Source organism: Pseudomonas serbiensis, assembly GCF_030580745.1.
Classification (GTDB): domain Bacteria; phylum Pseudomonadota; class Gammaproteobacteria; order Pseudomonadales; family Pseudomonadaceae; genus Aquipseudomonas; species Aquipseudomonas serbiensis.
The window spans coordinates 61,571-79,091 of sequence record NZ_JAUQOO010000021.1 but is presented as its reverse complement, the minus strand read 5'-3'; the positions used below and the strand labels follow the sequence as shown (position 1 = coordinate 79,091).

Here is a 17,521-nt window from a genome sequence, read left to right as displayed (position 1 = left end):
GAAACCTTGTCCTTAGAAGTTCATGCCAAAGCTGAGTGCCACGAAATCCCGGTCATCGACCGTGGTGTACTTCCCATCGAAGAAGTTGGTGTAGGAAAGGCTGGCGGTGTAGGTGTTCTGGTACTCGGCATCCAGCCCGAGGCTGACAGCCTTGCGACCTTCCTCGAAGTTGGCGCCTGGGCCAGGCGAGTAGCCTTTGACGTCATGGGACCAGGCCACGCTTGGCTTGAGGTTCACACCGGCGAATACGTTGTTGTAGTCCCAGATGGCACGTGTGCGATAACCCCAGGAGTTGGCGGTAGTGAAACCGTCGTCTTCACAATAACGGGTCAGGTTGTTCTGATCGGCACCAGTCAGGGTGCCCGCGTTCAAGGTTGCGCACTGGCCGCCCGGCAGAGGCCCCGGACCGTAGACCGGGTCACGGCCATAACGGATTTTCGAGGTGCTTTCCAGGCCGCCCACGTGAGTCCAGCCCACTTCACCCACCAGGGTCAGACGTTCAGCTCCCATCACCTGATCGAAGAACTGGACGAAGGAGGTCTGCAACTGGGTGATTTCCTTGCGGCGATAGCCAGGCTGATCGGTATTGGCCCTGCCGCTGAGCAGCGACACGTTCGGGTTCAACGGGGAAATACCCGAATAGAGAATGTCGGTGGTGTTGATCTGCACCGGAGCATTTGGACGGTAGCTGATTTCACCGCTCCATGCCGTGCCTGTAGGCAGCGTGGTGGAGAAGCTCAACCCGTACAGGCGAATGTCTTCAGGGTATTCGACGTAGTAGCTGGAGTTACCCGCCACCACCAGTGGCAGCAAGGTCGGGGCCAGCGCGGCTGCAGTCCCGAACGGAATGCCGTTGCCCACAAGCGAGCCAACCAGCCCGGTACCGCTGAACGAAGCCGCTGACCCACCGCGACCGCTGAAGATCGGCAGGCGGCTGTGGTAATTCATCATGTAGGCACCGAACTCGGTGTCCAACGGCTCGAAATTGTAATGCACGGCAAAACCGAACTGACCACCGTCACGGGCATCCCGGTCCGGGCCACGGCGTACGATCGCGCCCTCATCGGGCGAGCCGAAGTTGACGCCTTGCTGCGCCAGGGAGTTGAAAATTGCCGTCCGCGCTCCAGCAGTCAGACCGGCAGCCGCCAGAGAGGTATTGAGCCCGCTGCGGCTACGCAATACGGCCAGGTTGCTGTCGCAACCATCGGCGATCACGTCTGGCTGCGAGAAGAAGGTGCCGCAGTTATCCACAACCGTCTGGTCCCACTCAAGCTGGTAGAAACCTTGCGCAGACAGGTTGTCGGTCAGGCTTTGCGACAGATAGAACATGTTGACCGGAATCAGGCCTTCCTTGATCTCGGCCCCTGGGCGACGAAACGCCGATACATCGACCGGGTTGACGCTGTTGATCCCGCCCTGAATGAAGGTACTTTCACCCCAGCTGATGACCTGTTTACCGAAACGCACGGTGCCTGGCTGATCGGCAATGGAGTAGTTGTGGTAGACGAATGCATCGAGCAATTGCCCGCCGGAGGACTTGGCGCCTTCCTTGCGGTTGGAGTCACTGATGTCCTTGAACTCGCGGCTTTCGTCCTTGAGTTCGAAGTCATACCAGTACTTGCCACGTACAAATACGCCGGTATCGCCGTACTTCAGCTCCAGATCGTGAATCCCTTTGAAAATCTTCGAGAACGTCTCGCCTTTCTTGAAGTTCAAGTGGCTGTCATCGGAGGTTTGCGAAAGGCCGCGCCCACCATTGTTGGCGCCGATGAGATTCTTGTTGGGGCTTGCGGTAGACCAACTGGCGCCTATCGAGAGAGATGAGTCGAAGCTGCCTTCGATTTCACCGACATTGAAAGTAACGCCGAATGCGGGGCTGGCGAGCGAGGAAGCGAGACTGACAGCCAGAGGAAGTTTCGCCCGGCGCCAGAAAGGGATTACAGTTGTCATCGATGCGACTCCATGTGCTTTTATTTTTATGGCAGTGGGAACTTCCAGAAACGACTCAGCCATGGATTGGCTGTCAACACTCACCGGCCCCCCTGAGGGCCGCCAAACAAAATGCATCTTTACGCTCTTGCCAAGTCCCCTGTCCCGACTATATCCAGCACGCCCTGCTGCTTGATCCCTCTAAAGTGTGATTTGCAAGCATCAACGCCTCTGGAATGCCTGTTACGACAAGGCTGAGTAACAGGTTGGCAGGCAGGATGGCTTGATTCGATAATTTGGCAAGTGCTGGATTTATTGCCGACGCAGACGCATGCCGTGCTCGATGAGCACAGCATGCGGTCAGGCGGTAAGGGATTTATCCGACGTGCTTAAAGCGTCGACAGAAGAGCACTGTTACTGCTCTGCCATTCAACGATATCCAGACGCATGCGCTTTTTGTCGAGCTTGCCGACACTGGTCTTGGGAATTTCAGTAACAATCGCAATCTGGCTTGGTATTGCCCACTTGTTGATATGGCCCTGCTCGACAAATGGGCTGAGATGCTCCTTCAGTATCCGGGCATCAATGCTCTGCCCTTCGTGAACCACCAGCAATGCAAAAGGCCGTTCGCCCCACTGCGGATCGGCAATCCCCACCACTGCGACTTCACGCACGGCAGCATGTCGACTGCACAGGTCCTCAAGCTCCAGCGACGATACCCACTCGCCGCCCGTCTTGATCACGTCCTTGATGCGGTCGCGGATATCGATGAAACCCATGTCGTCCAGGGTCGCCACATCGCCAGTGTGCAGCCAGCCTCCCGCCCATAGCTCGGCGCCTTTTTGCGGCTCGCGGAAATAACTCTCGGTCAGCCAGGGTGCGCGCAGCACCAGTTCGCCCTGGGTTTCACCATCGGCAGGCAGGAAGTTTCCGTCTTCATCGACAATGGCAGCTTCCACCAGCATGCCCGGCACACCAGCCTTGATGCGGTAGGTGATGCGATCGTCTTCGGAACCTGCGCTCAGTTCTTCGTTCATGTGCGCAACGGAAATCAGCGGCCCGGTCTCGGACATGCCATAGGCAGCGGTGAGCTGAATGCCCTTGGCCTTGGCGGCCAGATACAGGCTGCGAGTCAGTGAGCTGCCACCAATGATGATTTTCCAGCCGCCGAAATCCGTATCCTTGGCTGACTTGGAGTGCAGCAACATCTGCATGATGGTCGGTACGCAATGGGAGAACGTCACCTTCTCCTTGCGCCACAGCTCCACCAGCAACTCGGGGTCGTAGCGCCCCGGATACACCTGCTTCAAGCCGAGCATGGTTGCTGCATACGGCATGCCCCAGGCATGCACGTGAAACATCGGGGTAATCGGCATGTACACATCGCTGGAACCCAGCAAGCGTTCGTTTTCGACACTGCCCATGATCGTCGCGACGCCCAGGGTGTGCAGAACCAGTTGGCGATGGGTGAAATACACGCCTTTGGGGTTGCCCGTAGTGCCGGTGGTGTAGAAGGTTGTGGCGACCGAGTTTTCGTCGAAATCCTCGAAATCGTAGTGGGGGCTCGCCGCAGCCAGCAGCTCTTCGTATTCCCCGACCAGATTCGGCAACTCGGCGGTCTTCTCCGGCAGGTCCGTGAGCAGCAGCGTCTTGTCCACAGTGGTCAAGTGCCCGGCAATGGCCTGATAAAGACCGACGAACTCACTGTTGACCAGCACGAACCGGTCTTCGGCATGATTCATGGTGTAAACGATCTGCTCGGGCGAAAGCCGTATGTTGATGGTGTGTACCACCGCACCGATCATGGGGATCGCAAACATGCACTCCAGATAACGGTGGCTGTCCCAATCCATGACAGCCACCGTATCGCCCGCCTTCACGCCAGCTGCCGTCAGTACGTTGGCCAGTCGGCGGATACGCTCGTTGAGGGTCGGGTAGGTGTAGCGGACAGTATCGCGGTAAACGATTTCGCGCGTTTTTTCGTAGCGGCTGCCGGACAACAGCAGCCCCTTTATCAACAGAGGGTACTGATAGGCGCCATCGGCTGGCGGAAGAACGCGAGTCTGTAACATATGAGTCCCTTTTCAAAGTTCACAGGCGAAGCTTGAAATATGGACTCTAGCGCTCTAGTCCGCCAGCCAAATCAGCCAAAGGGACGATTTGCCGACAAGGTAACGTGTCACGAAACTCAACGTACCTCGGTCAACGCCAGCTTCATGCCCAGCGCCACCAGCACGCCGCCCATGACCCGGTCAAACCAGTGCCCCATACGGGCAAAGCCGGCGCGCACCCGAGCCTGGCTGAACAGACAGGCCACAAGGCAGAACCAGATCGCTGTCGCAACCGCCAGGTAAACGCCATAACCACCCTGAACCAGCAAGGGCGTATGAGGGTTGATGACCACGGTGAACAGCGACAGGAAAAACAGCGTTGCCTTAGGATTCAGGCCATTGGTCACGAAGCCGCTGGCATAGGCGCCACGCGCGGTTCTTTGCTGCGCAACCGATTTGACCGGGTCATCTCCCACAACGGCTGGCTTGGCGCGAAGGGCCTTGATACCGATGTACAAGAGATAAGCGGCTGCGGCCCATTTGAGCGCATTGAACAGCACGATGGATTGAGAAACGATGATGCCGATCCCCAGCAGCGAATACCCGACATGCACGAAAATCGCCGACCCCACGCCCAATGCAGACCAGATACCGGCCTTGCGACCATGAGTGACGCTTTCACGCACCACCACCGCAAAGTCTGGCCCGGGGCTGGCGACGGCAAGCAAGTGGATCAAGGCAACGGTAAGAAATTCTGCCCAGTACATGGGGCCTCCAGAAATATTGGCGAGCATTTGCTGATAGGCTCGCAACATTACTCTTTCAACTTATTACAAAAAAGGTACAGCTGATGAGCAATCCGGGCAAAGCAGTTTTCCTCGATCACACGTCCCTGGACCTTGGGGATCTGGACCTCGGCGCATTGCGTGAAAGCTTCGGTGAACTCGTGTTGCATGACAGCACCGCGCCGGATCAGGTGATCGATCGACTCAAGGGCGCACACGCGGCAATCAGCAACAAGATCGTGCTCGATGCCGACACGTTCGCAGCATGTCCCGACTTGAAACTGGTGCTGGTTACCGCGACCGGCACCAACAACGTGGACCTGGTTTCTGCCCGCGAACACGGTGTCACGGTCTGCAACTGCCAAGGCTATGGCACCCCGTCAGTGGCACAACACACCTTGCTGTTGCTGCTGGCTCTGGCCACACGACTGCCCGATTACCAGAAGGCCGTGCAACAGGGCCTCTGGCAAAAATCCTCCCAGTTCTGCCTGCTGGATTTCCCCATTGTCGAGCTTGAAGGCAAAACCCTCGGCCTGCTGGGCCATGGCGAACTGGGTGGCGCGGTGGCCAGGCTGGCAGAAGCTTTCGGCATGCGCGTCTTGCTGGGGCAGATTCCCGGCCGCCCTGCTCGCCCGGATCGTCTGCCGCTTGAAGAATTGCTGCCGCAAATCGACGCCCTGACGCTGCATTGCCCGCTCAATGAACACACCCGCAACATGATCGGCGCCCGGGAATTACAGCTGCTCAAACCTCAGGCACTGGTGGTCAACACCGCTCGCGGCGGCTTGATCGACGAGCAGGCCTTGGCCGATGCCTTGCGCAATGGTCATCTGGGCGGTGCCGCGTCAGACGTGCTGAGTGTGGAGCCGCCCGTCGCGGGCAATCCGCTATTGGCGGATGACATTCCACGCCTGATCATTACCCCGCACAGCGCCTGGGGCGCGCGGGAGGCTCGTCAACGCATCGTCAGCCAGGTCATCGAGAACGCCCAGGCATTTTTTGCAGGGGCGCCGAAGCGGGTAGTCAGCTAGAATTCGCCCCTTTTTTCAGGAGCGAAAACATGGACCCGCGCAGTGAAGTGTTACTTCGACAGGCTGAACTCTTTCAAGGCTCGTTGCTGCTGGCCGGTTTGCCAGCCGACGACTTGCTGGGGAAGCTGCCGAACGCTCGCGGATGGTGCTGGCATGCAGGCGATCAGACTGCACTGGATGCCCGATTCGCCGGGCGCACGCATTTCGGCGTAGATGCACCACAGGAAGCCTTCGAGGCAGCCGTGCTGTTTCTGCCCAAGGCACGCGACCTGACGGAATACCTGCTCAACGCCCTCTCCTCGCGACTGGCGGGGCGCGAGCTGTTTCTGGTGGGTGAGAAGCGCGGCGGTATCGAAGCTGCCGCCAAGCAGTTGAGCCCGCTGGGCAGAGCCCGCAAACTCGACAGCGCCCGCCATTGTCAGCTCTGGCAAGTCACCGTGGAGAATGCACCGCAGGCGGTTGAACTGCAAAGTCTGGCCAAGCCATACCAGATCGAACTCGAAGACGGCCCGCTCACAGTCATCAGCCTGCCGGGCGTATTCAGCCATGGCCGCCTGGATCGCGGCTCGGCCCTGCTGCTGGAGAACCTCGACAAGCTCCCCAGCGGCCACTTGCTGGATTTCGGATGCGGTGCGGGCGTGTTGGGAGCTGCGGTAAAACGTCGCTATCCGCACAACGAAGTCGTGATGCTCGATGTGGATGCCTTCGCCACGGCCAGCGCAGCTCTGACACTGGCTGCCAATGGTCTTGAAGCACAGATTCTGACCGGCGACGGGATCGATGCCGCGCCCATGGGTCTGAACACGATTCTGAGCAATCCACCCTTCCATGTCGGGGTCCATACCGATTATCTGGCAACGGAAACCTTGCTGAGAAAAGCACGCCAACATCTGAAATCAGGCGGCGAACTGCGCCTGGTTGCCAACAGCTTTCTGCGCTATCAGCCCTTGATCGAAGAGCATGTCGGCGCGTGTGAAATCCGGGCTCAGGGAAATGGCTTCCGGATCTACAGCGCCAAACGTTCTTGAAAATAAGAGCTTGCCGAATGGATTTTGCGAAGGCAGAATCCGCTCCGTCCTAGGGGAGTAGTCTCCCACGAGCAACATGCTCGTCCGGCACGCATCAACATACTTGGTCCTCAGACCATGGTGCGTGCGACCCAGAATCCGCTCAGACGGATCGGTGGTTTGACAAGACCTATGACACGAACACCTTACCCGGGGCGGGGAGGTTGTACGTGTCATAGCCGTGTCGACCCGCCCCTTAGGAACCCTGATGCTGGAATCCCTGTTAATACCCACTGCAATCGTTGCGCTTGCCGAGATTGGCGATAAAACGCAATTGCTCGCACTCATTCTCGCCGCCCGCTTTCGCAAGCCCTGGCCCATCATCGCCGGCATTGTTGCCGCGACCCTGGCCAACCACGCAGCGGCGGGCGCAGTCGGCGCATGGTTCAGCAGCTTCTTCTCCGACGCGGTATTGCACTGGATTCTTGCCGCCAGCTTCACGGCCACGGCCCTGTGGACACTGGTTCCCGACAAGATGGACGACGACGAAGCGAGCACGGCACGCAAGTTCGGCCCGTTCATGACGACCCTGATCACGTTCTTCATCGCGGAAATCGGTGACAAGACGCAAATTGCGACCGTGATGCTTGCCGCGCAGTATTCCTACCTGTGGCTGGTCATCATCGGCACCACCGTGGGCATGCTGATCGCTAACGTCCCGGTGGTACTGGCCGGTAACTTCGCTGCCGAAAAACTGCCGCTGACCCTGATCCGCCGTCTGGCCGCCAGCGCCTTCTTCGTACTGGCACTGGTCGCGGTCTACAAGGCCATGCAAGTCAGCGGCTGGGTCTGATCGTGATGAAAAGAGCGCTGCAACGAAAGCCACAGCGCTCTTGTGCCATCAGCCGCTCAGGATTTGCTGGCTTGCTGGTACAGCGGCATCACCTTGGGAATCGCAGCCTGCAAGGAGGCAATACGATTTTCCGAGGCCGGATGAGTACTCATGAACTCCGGCTGGGAACCACCAGCGTTCTGGGTCATTTTCTGCCACAGGGTCACCGCAGCGTTCGGGTTGTAACCCGCTCGCGCCGACAGCTCCAGGCCCAACAGGTCGGCCTCGTTTTCGTTGCTGCGGCTGTTGGGCAGCGTGAGGCTGTAGTTCACAACCGTATCGGTCAGCGCCATGCCGGTTTCCCCAAGCCCCAACAAGGCTCCCGCGCCTTGTTTGGCAATGGCCACGCCGTAGGCTTTCGACATCGCTTCACGCCCGTGCTCACGCAGGGCATGAGCGATTTCATGGCCCATGACCGCCGCGATTTCATCGTCGGTCAGTTTCAGCTTTTCGATCAGGCCGGTATAGAAAATGATCTTGCCGCCAGGTCCGCAATTGGCATTGAGTTCATCGCTCTTGATCAGGTTCATTTCCCATTGCCACTGGGCTGCATCCGGACGCAGCTTGGGAGCCTGGGCAATCAGGCGGTCGGCAATCGCATGCACCCGCCTGGCATTGGCGCTGGTGGTATCGAGCACGCCTTTACTGCTCGCCTCGCCTACGGTTTCCTTGTAGGACTGGGCGTACATTTTATTGACTTCATCTGTCGAGAGCATGCTGAACATGTACTGCTTACGCTCGACACCCACCGAATCACCGGTGGTCGTGTTTACAGCCTGACAGCCGCCAAGCAATAAACCGCCCCCCAGAACACACAGGGCTAATGACTGACGCATGGTGTTTCTCCTTATAAGCGAGGCGGTCATCCTAGGCGGACAAGAGGCTCTGCACCAGATAGCAGCAAACAGCCATGTTTGTCAGCGTTGTAACAGGTTGGTTCCTGCAAGGACATAAAGATCATAAATCACCTTATGGGAGGCAGCTTGCTGGCGACTTCAGCGTATAAACGCAGAGTATCTGCCGGCTTTCAGGCCTTTTTCGCCAGCAAGCGGCCTCCTACAAGTTTGTGTGTGCCTCAACTGATCAGCATGACGCCTGCCCGGTGAGCCGCCGTCACAACGGCGTCAGGCACTCCGGGGCATTGAGCTTGGGATCGTTCACCAGATTGGCCAGCGGCCTCTCACGCAGGGGCATCTGCACAGAGGCAAGCAGCGCCTGCAAGGTGTGCAGTGGCGTGTCGGCAGCCAGCCAGTCTTTCTGGCCCTGAGCATCGAGAATCAGCGGACGGCGTTGGCTGGCCGCAGCCTGGGTAACCACCGCCACACTCAGATAGGTATGCCCCTGCACCGGATAGGCCTCCCAGACCGCCGCAAAGAACAGGGCCGAGCCCTCACCCGGCGTCAGCCAGAACGGGCGTTTACGGGCGGTGCCGCGCCATTCGTAGAAACCGTTGGCCGGCACCAGGCAGCGACGCTGACGAAAGGCTTCGCGAAACATCGGCTGTTCGGCCAGGGTTTCAGCACGCGCATGAGCGGGCGTGCGGGAAAGGTCGGTCAGCCACGCCGGCGTGAGCCCCCAGCGGGCACTTGCCAGCTCAAGCTCGCCTTCACCCTCGGCCGCACGCATGATCAGCACCGTATCGGCCGGAGAGATATTCCATTGCGGCTGCTGACCGGCCGGAAAACCGGGCAAGGCCGCAAAGGCAGGATTCCAGCGAAACAGGGCATAACGTCCACACATGAGGCTCAGGCAACTCTATTCAGAGGTGTTCAACACACCAGTACATCAGGAAAACTGTCCGGCTCGTCGCCAGACAACGGCAAGGCAGCATTGTACGCAGTGATCAGCGCCCGCGCGCGTTCGACCTGATCGTCATCCACCGAGATACCCAGCAAGCCCAGTCCCGGCAACTCGCCCATACCACCCAGCAAGTCGCGCCCGACCAGGTGCGCTTCGACCCCTTCACTGGCAAGCATGCCTTGCAGCAACTCGCCTTCCATCAGGTTTTCAGGCTCGTAGATTCTCTGCATCATTCGTTCTCACTGCGAACGTCCAGACTCCAGTCCTCGCCATCGGTCCTCAGGTCGAATACGATCGGCCGACAACAGACCGGGCAGTCCTCGATGTACTGCTGATCGCCGCCGGACGAGTCCAGCACGGCCTCCACCGGTTCTCCACAGTACGGACAGTCATAACTCTGTAATTCCTGCATCGCGGCCTCCGGGGTCAGTTGTGCGTATAATTGCCCCATTCTTTTGAAGGCTGCCAGAGCAACCTGCCTTCTTTTTACCCTATCCGTATCCAACAAGAGAGCATGATGGGCGAATTCGATGCCATCCGACCTTACAACGATGCAGAAGTCCCCGAAGTACTGGCACGTCTGCTGAGCGATAAAGCATTTCTCGCGATCCTGACCAAATTCCGCTTTCCGCGTCTGGCGAGTGCATTCGGCTGGTTCCTGCAACCAACCCTGGCACGCAAGCTGCGCCGTGAGTTCGCCGGAATCAACTCGGTCGCCACATTGCAGGACAAGGTCGAGTACTACGTCGACCACACCATCGAGCGGGCTACGGACGGTGTGACCTACACCGGCGTGGAACTGCTCAAGTCCGGCACGGCCTACCTGTTTCTGGCCAACCACCGCGATATCGTGATGGACCCGGCCTTCGTCAACTATGCCGTGTATCACGCCGGCCTGCCCACGCCGCGCATTGCCATTGGCGACAACCTGCTGCAGAAGCCTTTTGTCAGCGACCTGATGCGCCTGAACAAGAGCTTCATCGTGCATCGCTCGATTATCGGGCGACGCGAGAAGATGGCGGCCTATCAACTGCTTTCGGCGTATATCAATCACTCCATTACCAAGGATGGCCAGTCGATCTGGATCGCCCAGGCCGAAGGTCGCGCCAAGGACGGTGATGACCGTACCGAGTCGGCGATCCTCAAGATGTTTCACATGAGCCGCAAGGATGAGCCTTTCAGCGACGTGATCCGCTCACTGAATCTCATTCCGGTATCGATCAGCTACGAATACGACCCATGTGACCACGCCAAGGCACGGGAGTTGTACATTCGCGCCACCACCGGCAGCTACACCAAGACGCCGGGCGAGGACGATGTCAGCATCGCGCTGGGTATCACCGGCTATAAAGGCCGTGTGCATGTGAACTTCGCGCCGCCGATCACCGAGTCGTTCGAGGACACCAAACTGCTGGCCGCCGAAATGGACCGGCAGATTCTCGGTGGCTACCGGCTGTTCCCGGTGCATTACCTGGCTTATGCACAATGGGCCGATGCCGATCCGGCACTCGATGTGCCACTGGCGGCCGACGTGTTCCCGGCCGAAGAACTGGCTCGTGCCAAAGACGAGTGGGAAAGCAGGCTGGCTGACGCACCTGCCGAACACCGGCCTTATCTGGTGCAGCAATATGCAACGCCAGTGCGCAATCAGTATCGGGTCAAGGCCGGTTTGCCGCTCTGATACGACGCTTCACGACAACGGCACCTATAGGGTGCCGTTTTGTATCGTGTCACCTGAACGTCATACAGCTCGTGCACTGTATGGCTCCTCAAGGAATGACCATCCCTTTTTTGGAGCTGTTCATGCTGCACGCAAACAACCAGGATCGCCTCTACCTGATCGCCCAGAGCGATGAACAACAAGAACTGGTCGACGCACTGGCCTTCAATGTCCAGGACCGCCACTGGCTGGTCTATTGCGCCCTGGGCGGGCATCAACATCACGACCTTCCGGACATGGATCTGGAAACAGGCCTGAGCTTTCTGGACTTCTATCAGCAAGCCGCCTGAACCCGGTCGCCAGATACAGAAAAGCCCGGCTCCTTGCAAAAAGGGGCCGGGCTTTTCATTGGAGCACTACTTATTGCGCCAGGGTGCTACCGATAGTGGTGTCCTGGAACACGCGGGTCAGCGCATCACTCAACACATCGCTCACCAGCTTGGTGTTGGTTTCCTGATTCGGCGCCATGCCGAAACGCTGATCCAGCGATGCGGCATAACGGCCGCTGTAGCTACGACCGTTGTTGCGGATGTCCGCACGGAAAGTAGAGCTGATGGTTGCTTCAGTCACATACAGGCCTTCCTTTGGCGACTGATACTTCAGCTCGGCCAGAGTCAGGGTCAACTGCGGAGCATTACCGCCACTTGAGATCGGGGTAAAGCCCAGCAGGCGAACAGCGGCTTCAGCCTGAGCCTGCAACTTTGGCAGCAGATCGGCGCCACTGACGCTGATTGCGCTGGTCTCGGGATACAGACCACCACGGGTTCCCAGTGTCGGGCCAGGACGACCGTCCACGACACGCACGACAACCTGCTGCCCCTGACCTACCGGCGCGAACTGCGCATTGAGCTTGGGTTGAGGACTCAGTTGCTGCGGGCTATGGGCACACCCGACCAGAGTCAAACTGCTTACAGCAAGCAAACCGAACAAAAGGCGACGCAACATGCTCATCTCTCCAGGGGGCCAGACACTAAATGTGCCGCAGTATAGCGATGCCAGCGAAAAATGGGACCGCTGGAGAATCGCAATGGTTCAGCAACGAGAGTGTAATCGGGGTGTAACGCCGGGCAGTCAGGATAAAGCCATCAACTCCACAGGAGATACGTCATGGGCCTTTTCCAATCCTTGTTCAACCTGCGCCACCAATTGCGCCACTATGCTCTCGTGGACAAGTCCGGTATTTGCCGCGCACTCAAGCATTGCAGCGAGCGTCCATTGAGCAGTGACTGGGTTGAAGTCAACGAACAACGTGCCAACTGGCTGAACCAGCCACTGCCCTCCAGCGCACGGGTTGCGCAGCACGGCGTACGTCCGGCGCCACACCAGTTGATCACGGCCTGACGAATACCTGATAAAAGTCACATAAACACGATCAATTTCTGTCGTTTCATCGCTATAATCTCCCCCCGATTATAAGGACGTCTCCTGATCGGGCCTCGCAGCATCGCTAATCCTTGTATTAGCTCCTCCGTAATGCCCACAGAGAGCCGCCCACACAGGTCATTTGCACACAGCCGTGCGCGATGAACGGTGCTCAATCGTTCGATTGATATCGAACCTTTTGCACCTGACAGCGCCTCACTCTGTATGCAGCTGGCCTGCCAGAGCTGCCATCGCAGCCCTTTTTGAGGTTTGGTTCACGTTTCCAAAAGAGCGTGAAAAAACGGGTTTCACTACTTCACAAGAGTGTGGCGAGCAAAATGAATAGGTACGCGTTTGTAAATGCACCATCAGCGTCTGAATCGGCCCCTTTGAACAGGACTGAACGCGACTGCGCCTCCATCACCGGAGCCTGAGACCTGTCGTTCGGGCATGTGATGCCTTGACGATGGTCGAATGGCCGAACGGGTTGAAAAATGAGTTCATGCATCCTTGATGAAGACTCTTGTTCAGCCTGACCGGGACCTGCGCTTTAGATGCGAAAAATTGCGAAGAATCGGACAGGCGATCCTGGCCAGGACACATGGGGCACAACTTTTACCCACGCCCCTTCCCCCTGGCATCTAGCCTCAGGAACGTATGCCGTCAATTTGGTGCTGCAGATTTTGGAGACGCGTTAATGGCGCATAACGAAGCAGTCGACGTAGTATTGGTCGGAGCGGGCATCATGAGTGCCACCTTGGCCGTGCTGCTCAAGGAGCTCGACCCCGGCCTCAAGCTGGAAGTCGTTGAGCTCATGGATTCCGGCGCTGCGGAAAGTTCCAACCCATGGAACAACGCGGGTACCGGTCATGCCGGTCTCTGCGAGCTGAACTACACGCCGCCCGCGGCCGATGGCTCCATCGATATCAAGAAAGCGGTCCACATCAACGCACAGTTTGAAGTATCGAAGCAGTTCTGGGCCTATCTGGCTCGCAAAGGTACCTTCGGCTCGTCGAAATCCTTCATCAATTCGGTTCCGCACCTGAGCTTCGTTCAGGGCGAGAGCGGTATTGCCTTCCTCAAGACCCGTTTCGAAGCGATGCACAAGCATCACGCCTTCTCTTCGATGGAGTACACCGAGGACAAGGCAAAGCTGGCCGAGTGGATGCCACTGATGATGCCCGGCCGCCCGGCCGACGAACCTATTGCCGCCACTCGGGTGCTGAACGGTACGGACGTGAACTTCGGCGCGTTGACCAATCAGTTGCTCACTCACCTGAGCAGCGCTCCCGATGCCCAGGTCAAATACTGCAAGCGCGTGACCGACCTGACCCGCAAGGGCAGTGGCTGGACCGTCAGCATCAAGGACGTGAACAGCGGCAGCACTCGCCAGATCGATGCAAGATTCGTATTCCTCGGCGCGGGTGGCGCAGCATTGCCGCTGCTGCAACTGTCAGGCATCGAAGAGAGCAAGGGCTTCGGCGGCTTCCCGGTCAGCGGCCAGTGGCTGCGTTGTGACAACCCGGAAGTGGTCAAGCACCATCAGGCCAAGGTCTACAGCCAGGCTGCCGTGGGTTCACCACCCATGTCGGTTCCGCACCTGGATACCCGCGTGGTCGATGGCAAGAAATCCCTGCTGTTCGGGCCATACGCCGGTTTCACCACCAAGTTCCTCAAGCACGGCTCGTTCCTTGACCTGCCGCTGTCGGTACGCCTTGCCAACATCAAGCCGATGCTGGCCGTTGCCCGCGACAACATGGACCTGACCAAGTATCTGGTCAGCGAAGTGATGCAATCGATGGAGCAACGTCTGGAGTCCCTGCGCCGCTTCTACCCTGAGGCCAAGGCAGAAGACTGGCGTCTGGAAATCGCCGGCCAGCGCGTGCAGATCATCAAGAAAGACGCCAAGAAAGGCGGCATTCTGCAATTCGGTACCGAACTGGTGGCGGCACAGGACGGTTCCCTCGCCGCCTTGCTCGGCGCATCGCCGGGAGCATCGGTTACGGTATCGATCATGCTGGAACTGATCGAGCGCTGCTTCCCGGACAAGGCTCGCAACGAGTGGGCTGCCAAGCTCAACGAAATATTCCCGGCTCGGGAAAAGGCGCTGGAAAGCGATGCGCAGTTGTATCAGCGCGTCAGCAGCCAGAGCGACGAGAGCCTGGAGCTGGTTGAAAAGGCCAGTCAGGAACAAAGCAGCATCGCCTGATTGCCTGAGTCACAAAAAAACCCGTGAGCCTTTCAGCCACGGGTTTTTTCGTTTTTCAGAATGGTCGTGCCTTTAAAGGCTCCGGGCCAGAACGGCAATGTGCTCCGGGCCAATGCCACAGCAACCACCGATATGCGTGGCACCACGCTTGACCCAGTCCGCCGCCCACTGCTGGTAGCCTTCGGGGTCCAGATCCGAGCGCAGCTCATCCAGACCATCGTTGGCCTTGGCATCCTTGGGTTGTGGCGGGAAGGCATTGGCATAGGCGCCGATAGCGATCTCGACATTCAATGACTTGAACACCTCACGAGCCGCATCGATGGCTGCACCTATCACTTCCGGCTGGCTGCAATTGAACAGCAGCGTGGCGACACCCATTTCGGCAGCAGCACGGGCTGCATCGGCGACAGGCTCGCCAGAGCGCAAGCGCGCAACTTCGTCCGTGTCTTCGTCCTGAAGTGTGAATGACAGCCAGAACGGCTTGCCATCAGCAGGCAATCCGGCACGGATCGTCTGTGCTTCGATGATGCAGCTTTGAGTCTCGGCCAGCCACAGGTCCACATGAGGAGCCAGACCGGCAACCAGCGGCTTCAGGACTTCAGCAGCCAGTTCAGGTTTGTAGAGGTCCGGGCGATAGGAACCGAACAATGGCGGCAGGGAGCCGGCGACCTTCGCTCGTCCACCTGAAGCATCCGCCGACTCGCGGGCCAGTTGCCCGGCAAGATCAGCCAGGGCCTGGCCTTCGCGAGCAAAGCGCTCTTCACCAATATGAAAAGGCACCACTGCATAGCTATTACTGGTGATAACCTGCGCGCCACTGTCGATATAGGCGGTGTGTACGGCACGCACCGCTTCCGGCGCCTCGCTCAGGGCAAGGGCCGACCACTCGGGTTGACGGAAGGGAGCACCGCGGCGCTGAAGTTCGCGGCCCATGCCGCCGTCAAGAATTACTGTCGAGCGCTGAGTCATATGCCATCTACTTATATCTTTATGAAAAAAACTCATTAGGAATGAGCTCGGTATAACGTATTTAATACGGCGCTTTATACAAACTACAATCATTTTTTCAGGGGATAGCTTTGAAACTTAGCGCTCTGCTGGGCATTGGCCTGGTCACTCTGGCAGCATCGACTCAGACCTTCGCCGGTGCCACACTGGACCGCATTCAGAAGAACAAGGAACTGGTAAACGTCCTGATGGAAAGTTACCCGCCCTTCTCTTTCCTGAACGATAAAAACCAGCTGGACGGCTTCGACGTTGACGTCGCCAAGGCTGTCGCAGAAAAGCTGGGCGTCAAGCTGCGTCTTGAAACGCCATCCTGGGACGTGATTGCCGCTGGCCGCTGGAGTGGCCGCTACGACATCTGCGTCTGCTCGATGACCCCAAGCAAATCCCGCGCTGAAGTCTTCGATTTCCCCATCGAGTACTACGCCTCGCCTGCGGTGATTGTGGTCAATGCCAAGGATGATCGCATCCATTCGGCCAAGGATCTGAGCAACAAGAAAGTCGGCCTCACCAGTGCTTCAAGCTACGAAAGCTACCTGAACAAGAACCTGGTGATCGAAGGCGCTGAAGACAAGCCTCTGGAATACCCGTTCGAGAACGTGCAAATCGCCCCGTACGACAACGATAACGTTGCCTTCCAGGATCTGGGCCTGGGCGCCGGTGTGCGTCTGGATGCCATCCTCACCAATCTGGTCACTGCCCAGCCGCGCCTGGATCAGGACAAACGCTTCAAACTCGCTGGCGCCTCGCTGTATGAAGAACCCAACTTTGTCGCCATCGAAAAAGGCGATGCCGAATGGGACGCCAAGGTTCGTCAGATCTTTGCTGAACTCAAGCAGGATGGCACTCTGAGCAAGTTGTCGCAGAAGTGGATCGGCGCTGACATCAGCAAATGACTTCCTTCCAGCCTCAACGCCCACCCGAGCAGGCCCAGAGCCTGCTCAAGCGTGTCCTCGGTTTCCGTACAAGGCTCTATCTGACCTGGGCGGCGATGTTCGCCCTGTTTGCCGGGTTCTTCCTGAGCTTCGACCTGAAGTTCTCGATCATTCTCGACAAACTGCCGAATCTGGTGGGCCTGAGCCTGTCGCCCAACGGTTTTCTGCAGGGCGCAGCGCTGACCTTGTTCGTGTGCCTGTGCTCGATTTTCGTCTCGGTGCTGCTGGGTTTTGTCGTGGCTCTGGCGCGCCTGTCCAGCAGCGCGGTGGCCTTCGGTATTGCGAGCTTCTATGCCTCGTTCTTCCGCGGCACACCGCTGCTTATCCAGATCATGCTGATTTACCTGGGCCTGCCTCAGGTGGGTATCGTGCCCGGTGCAATCCTGGCCGGCATCATCGCGCTGTCCCTGAACTATGGCGCTTATCTGAGCGAGATATTCCGGGCGGGCATCATCGGCGTAGCGGCCGGTCAGCGTGAAGCGGCACTTGCCCTGGCTTTGCGGCCCGCACAAATCTTCTGGCGCGTCACCCTGCCCCAGGCGATGCGCACCATCATCCCGCCCACCACCAACCAGTTCATCTCGATGCTCAAGGATTCGTCCCTGATTTCGGTGATGGGTGTCTGGGAAGTGATGTTCCTGGCACAGTCCTATGGTCGCTCCAGCTATCGCTATATCGAGATGCTGACCACGGCGGCGGTGCTTTACTGGATCATGTCCATCGGGCTGGAGTTGTTGCAGGCGCGGCTGGAACGCCACTATGGCAAGGCTTATCAGGCCAGAAAGTAGATGCTCT

18 protein-coding genes and 1 riboswitch are annotated in these 17,521 nt (G+C 58.3%); of the genes, 9 read left to right on the top strand and 9 right to left on the bottom strand.

The window, feature by feature from the left end:
* Positions 1-12 precede the first annotated feature (12 nt).
* The 3 genes from Q6A51_RS22875 to Q6A51_RS22865 all read right to left on the bottom strand — a co-directional run bounded on the left by Q6A51_RS22875 (position 13) and on the right by Q6A51_RS22865 (position 4,747).
* Entirely contained in the window at positions 13-1,950 is a 1,938-nt protein-coding gene (locus Q6A51_RS22875) for a DUF1302 domain-containing protein (RefSeq protein ID WP_304575798.1), read from the bottom strand.
* A gap of 368 nt (positions 1,951-2,318) precedes the next feature.
* Complete coding sequence (locus Q6A51_RS22870; protein WP_201020035.1) at positions 2,319-4,001, bottom strand: fatty acid--CoA ligase; 1,683 nt, start codon at positions 3,999-4,001, stop codon at positions 2,319-2,321.
* 116 nt (positions 4,002-4,117) lie between these two features.
* Complete coding sequence (locus Q6A51_RS22865) at positions 4,118-4,747, bottom strand: LysE family translocator (RefSeq protein ID WP_201006560.1); 630 nt, start codon at positions 4,745-4,747, stop codon at positions 4,118-4,120.
* A gap of 83 nt (positions 4,748-4,830) precedes the next feature.
* On the opposite strand from Q6A51_RS22865, the gene Q6A51_RS22860 reads away from it, so the two are divergent.
* The 3 genes from Q6A51_RS22860 to Q6A51_RS22850 all read left to right on the top strand — a co-directional run bounded on the left by Q6A51_RS22860 (position 4,831) and on the right by Q6A51_RS22850 (position 7,656).
* Positions 4,831-5,796, top strand: coding sequence for a 2-hydroxyacid dehydrogenase (locus Q6A51_RS22860; RefSeq protein ID WP_304575797.1), 966 nt, complete (start codon positions 4,831-4,833; stop codon positions 5,794-5,796).
* A 29-nt stretch (positions 5,797-5,825) separates the two neighbouring features.
* The gene (locus Q6A51_RS22855) at positions 5,826-6,824 is read left to right on the top strand and encodes a class I SAM-dependent methyltransferase (RefSeq protein ID WP_304575796.1); all 999 of its coding nucleotides are present in this window, start codon (positions 5,826-5,828) and stop codon (positions 6,822-6,824) included.
* Positions 6,825-6,863: 39 nt separating this feature from the next.
* Positions 6,864-7,053, top strand: a riboswitch (yybP-ykoY riboswitch).
* An 18-nt stretch (positions 7,054-7,071) separates the two neighbouring features.
* Positions 7,072-7,656, top strand: a complete 585-nt coding sequence (locus Q6A51_RS22850; protein ID WP_201006554.1) for a TMEM165/GDT1 family protein — start codon at positions 7,072-7,074, stop codon at positions 7,654-7,656.
* A gap of 56 nt (positions 7,657-7,712) precedes the next feature.
* Here the strand turns inward: Q6A51_RS22850 and Q6A51_RS22845 are convergent, their stop codons facing one another.
* From Q6A51_RS22845 to Q6A51_RS22830, 4 genes are all read right to left on the bottom strand, one after another.
* Entirely contained in the window at positions 7,713-8,531 is an 819-nt protein-coding gene (locus tag Q6A51_RS22845) for a M48 family metallopeptidase (protein ID WP_304575795.1), read from the bottom strand.
* A 277-nt stretch (positions 8,532-8,808) separates the two neighbouring features.
* Positions 8,809-9,435 carry an SOS response-associated peptidase gene (locus tag Q6A51_RS22840; RefSeq protein ID WP_304575794.1) on the bottom strand — a complete coding sequence of 209 codons (627 nt, stop codon included), beginning with the start codon at positions 9,433-9,435 and terminating at the stop codon, positions 8,809-8,811.
* Positions 9,436-9,464: 29 nt separating this feature from the next.
* Entirely contained in the window at positions 9,465-9,725 is a 261-nt protein-coding gene (locus Q6A51_RS22835; RefSeq protein WP_025258636.1) for a putative signal transducing protein, read from the bottom strand.
* Positions 9,725-9,907, bottom strand: coding sequence for a CPXCG motif-containing cysteine-rich protein (locus Q6A51_RS22830; protein ID WP_304575793.1), 183 nt, complete (start codon positions 9,905-9,907; stop codon positions 9,725-9,727). Before Q6A51_RS22830 ends, Q6A51_RS22835 begins: the two co-directional genes overlap by 1 nt.
* 102 nt (positions 9,908-10,009) lie before the next feature.
* On the opposite strand from Q6A51_RS22830, the gene Q6A51_RS22825 reads away from it, so the two are divergent.
* Together Q6A51_RS22825 and Q6A51_RS22820 are read left to right on the top strand one after the other, a co-directional pair.
* Positions 10,010-11,176: a 1-acyl-sn-glycerol-3-phosphate acyltransferase gene (locus tag Q6A51_RS22825; RefSeq protein WP_304575792.1), complete on the top strand. Its 1,167-nt coding sequence runs from the start codon at positions 10,010-10,012 to the stop codon at positions 11,174-11,176.
* Positions 11,177-11,298: 122 nt separating this feature from the next.
* A complete protein-coding gene (locus tag Q6A51_RS22820) occupies positions 11,299-11,505 on the top strand; it encodes a hypothetical protein (RefSeq protein WP_201006546.1) in 207 nt (68 codons plus the stop codon).
* A 70-nt stretch (positions 11,506-11,575) separates the two neighbouring features.
* On the opposite strand, the gene Q6A51_RS22815 is transcribed toward Q6A51_RS22820, so the two are convergent.
* Positions 11,576-12,160 (bottom strand): YajG family lipoprotein, encoded by a 585-nt coding sequence (locus tag Q6A51_RS22815; RefSeq protein ID WP_201006544.1) that lies wholly within the window; start codon positions 12,158-12,160, stop codon positions 11,576-11,578.
* A gap of 162 nt (positions 12,161-12,322) precedes the next feature.
* Here Q6A51_RS22815 and Q6A51_RS22810 point away from each other — a divergent pair, with 162 nt between their 5' ends.
* Both Q6A51_RS22810 and mqo read left to right on the top strand, forming a co-directional pair.
* Positions 12,323-12,556: a hypothetical protein gene (locus tag Q6A51_RS22810; protein ID WP_201020041.1), complete on the top strand. Its 234-nt coding sequence runs from the start codon at positions 12,323-12,325 to the stop codon at positions 12,554-12,556.
* A 718-nt stretch (positions 12,557-13,274) separates the two neighbouring features.
* Positions 13,275-14,786 (top strand): malate dehydrogenase (quinone), encoded by a 1,512-nt coding sequence (gene mqo, locus Q6A51_RS22805; protein WP_304575791.1) that lies wholly within the window; start codon positions 13,275-13,277, stop codon positions 14,784-14,786.
* 72 nt (positions 14,787-14,858) lie between these two features.
* Here mqo and Q6A51_RS22800 read toward each other — a convergent pair whose 3' ends face one another.
* Positions 14,859-15,755: a homocysteine S-methyltransferase family protein gene (locus tag Q6A51_RS22800; protein ID WP_201006538.1), complete on the bottom strand. Its 897-nt coding sequence runs from the start codon at positions 15,753-15,755 to the stop codon at positions 14,859-14,861.
* Between the two features lie 110 nt (positions 15,756-15,865).
* Between Q6A51_RS22800 and Q6A51_RS22795 the strand changes: the two genes are divergently transcribed.
* Both Q6A51_RS22795 and Q6A51_RS22790 read left to right on the top strand, forming a co-directional pair.
* On the top strand, positions 15,866-16,687 hold the full coding sequence (locus Q6A51_RS22795) for an ABC transporter substrate-binding protein (RefSeq protein WP_201006536.1): 822 nt from the start codon (positions 15,866-15,868) through the stop codon (positions 16,685-16,687).
* On the top strand, positions 16,684-17,514 hold the full coding sequence (locus Q6A51_RS22790; protein ID WP_095067181.1) for an amino acid ABC transporter permease: 831 nt from the start codon (positions 16,684-16,686) through the stop codon (positions 17,512-17,514). The genes Q6A51_RS22795 and Q6A51_RS22790 overlap by 4 nt, the downstream gene beginning before the upstream one ends.
* The last annotated feature ends 7 nt before the right edge of the window (positions 17,515-17,521 follow it).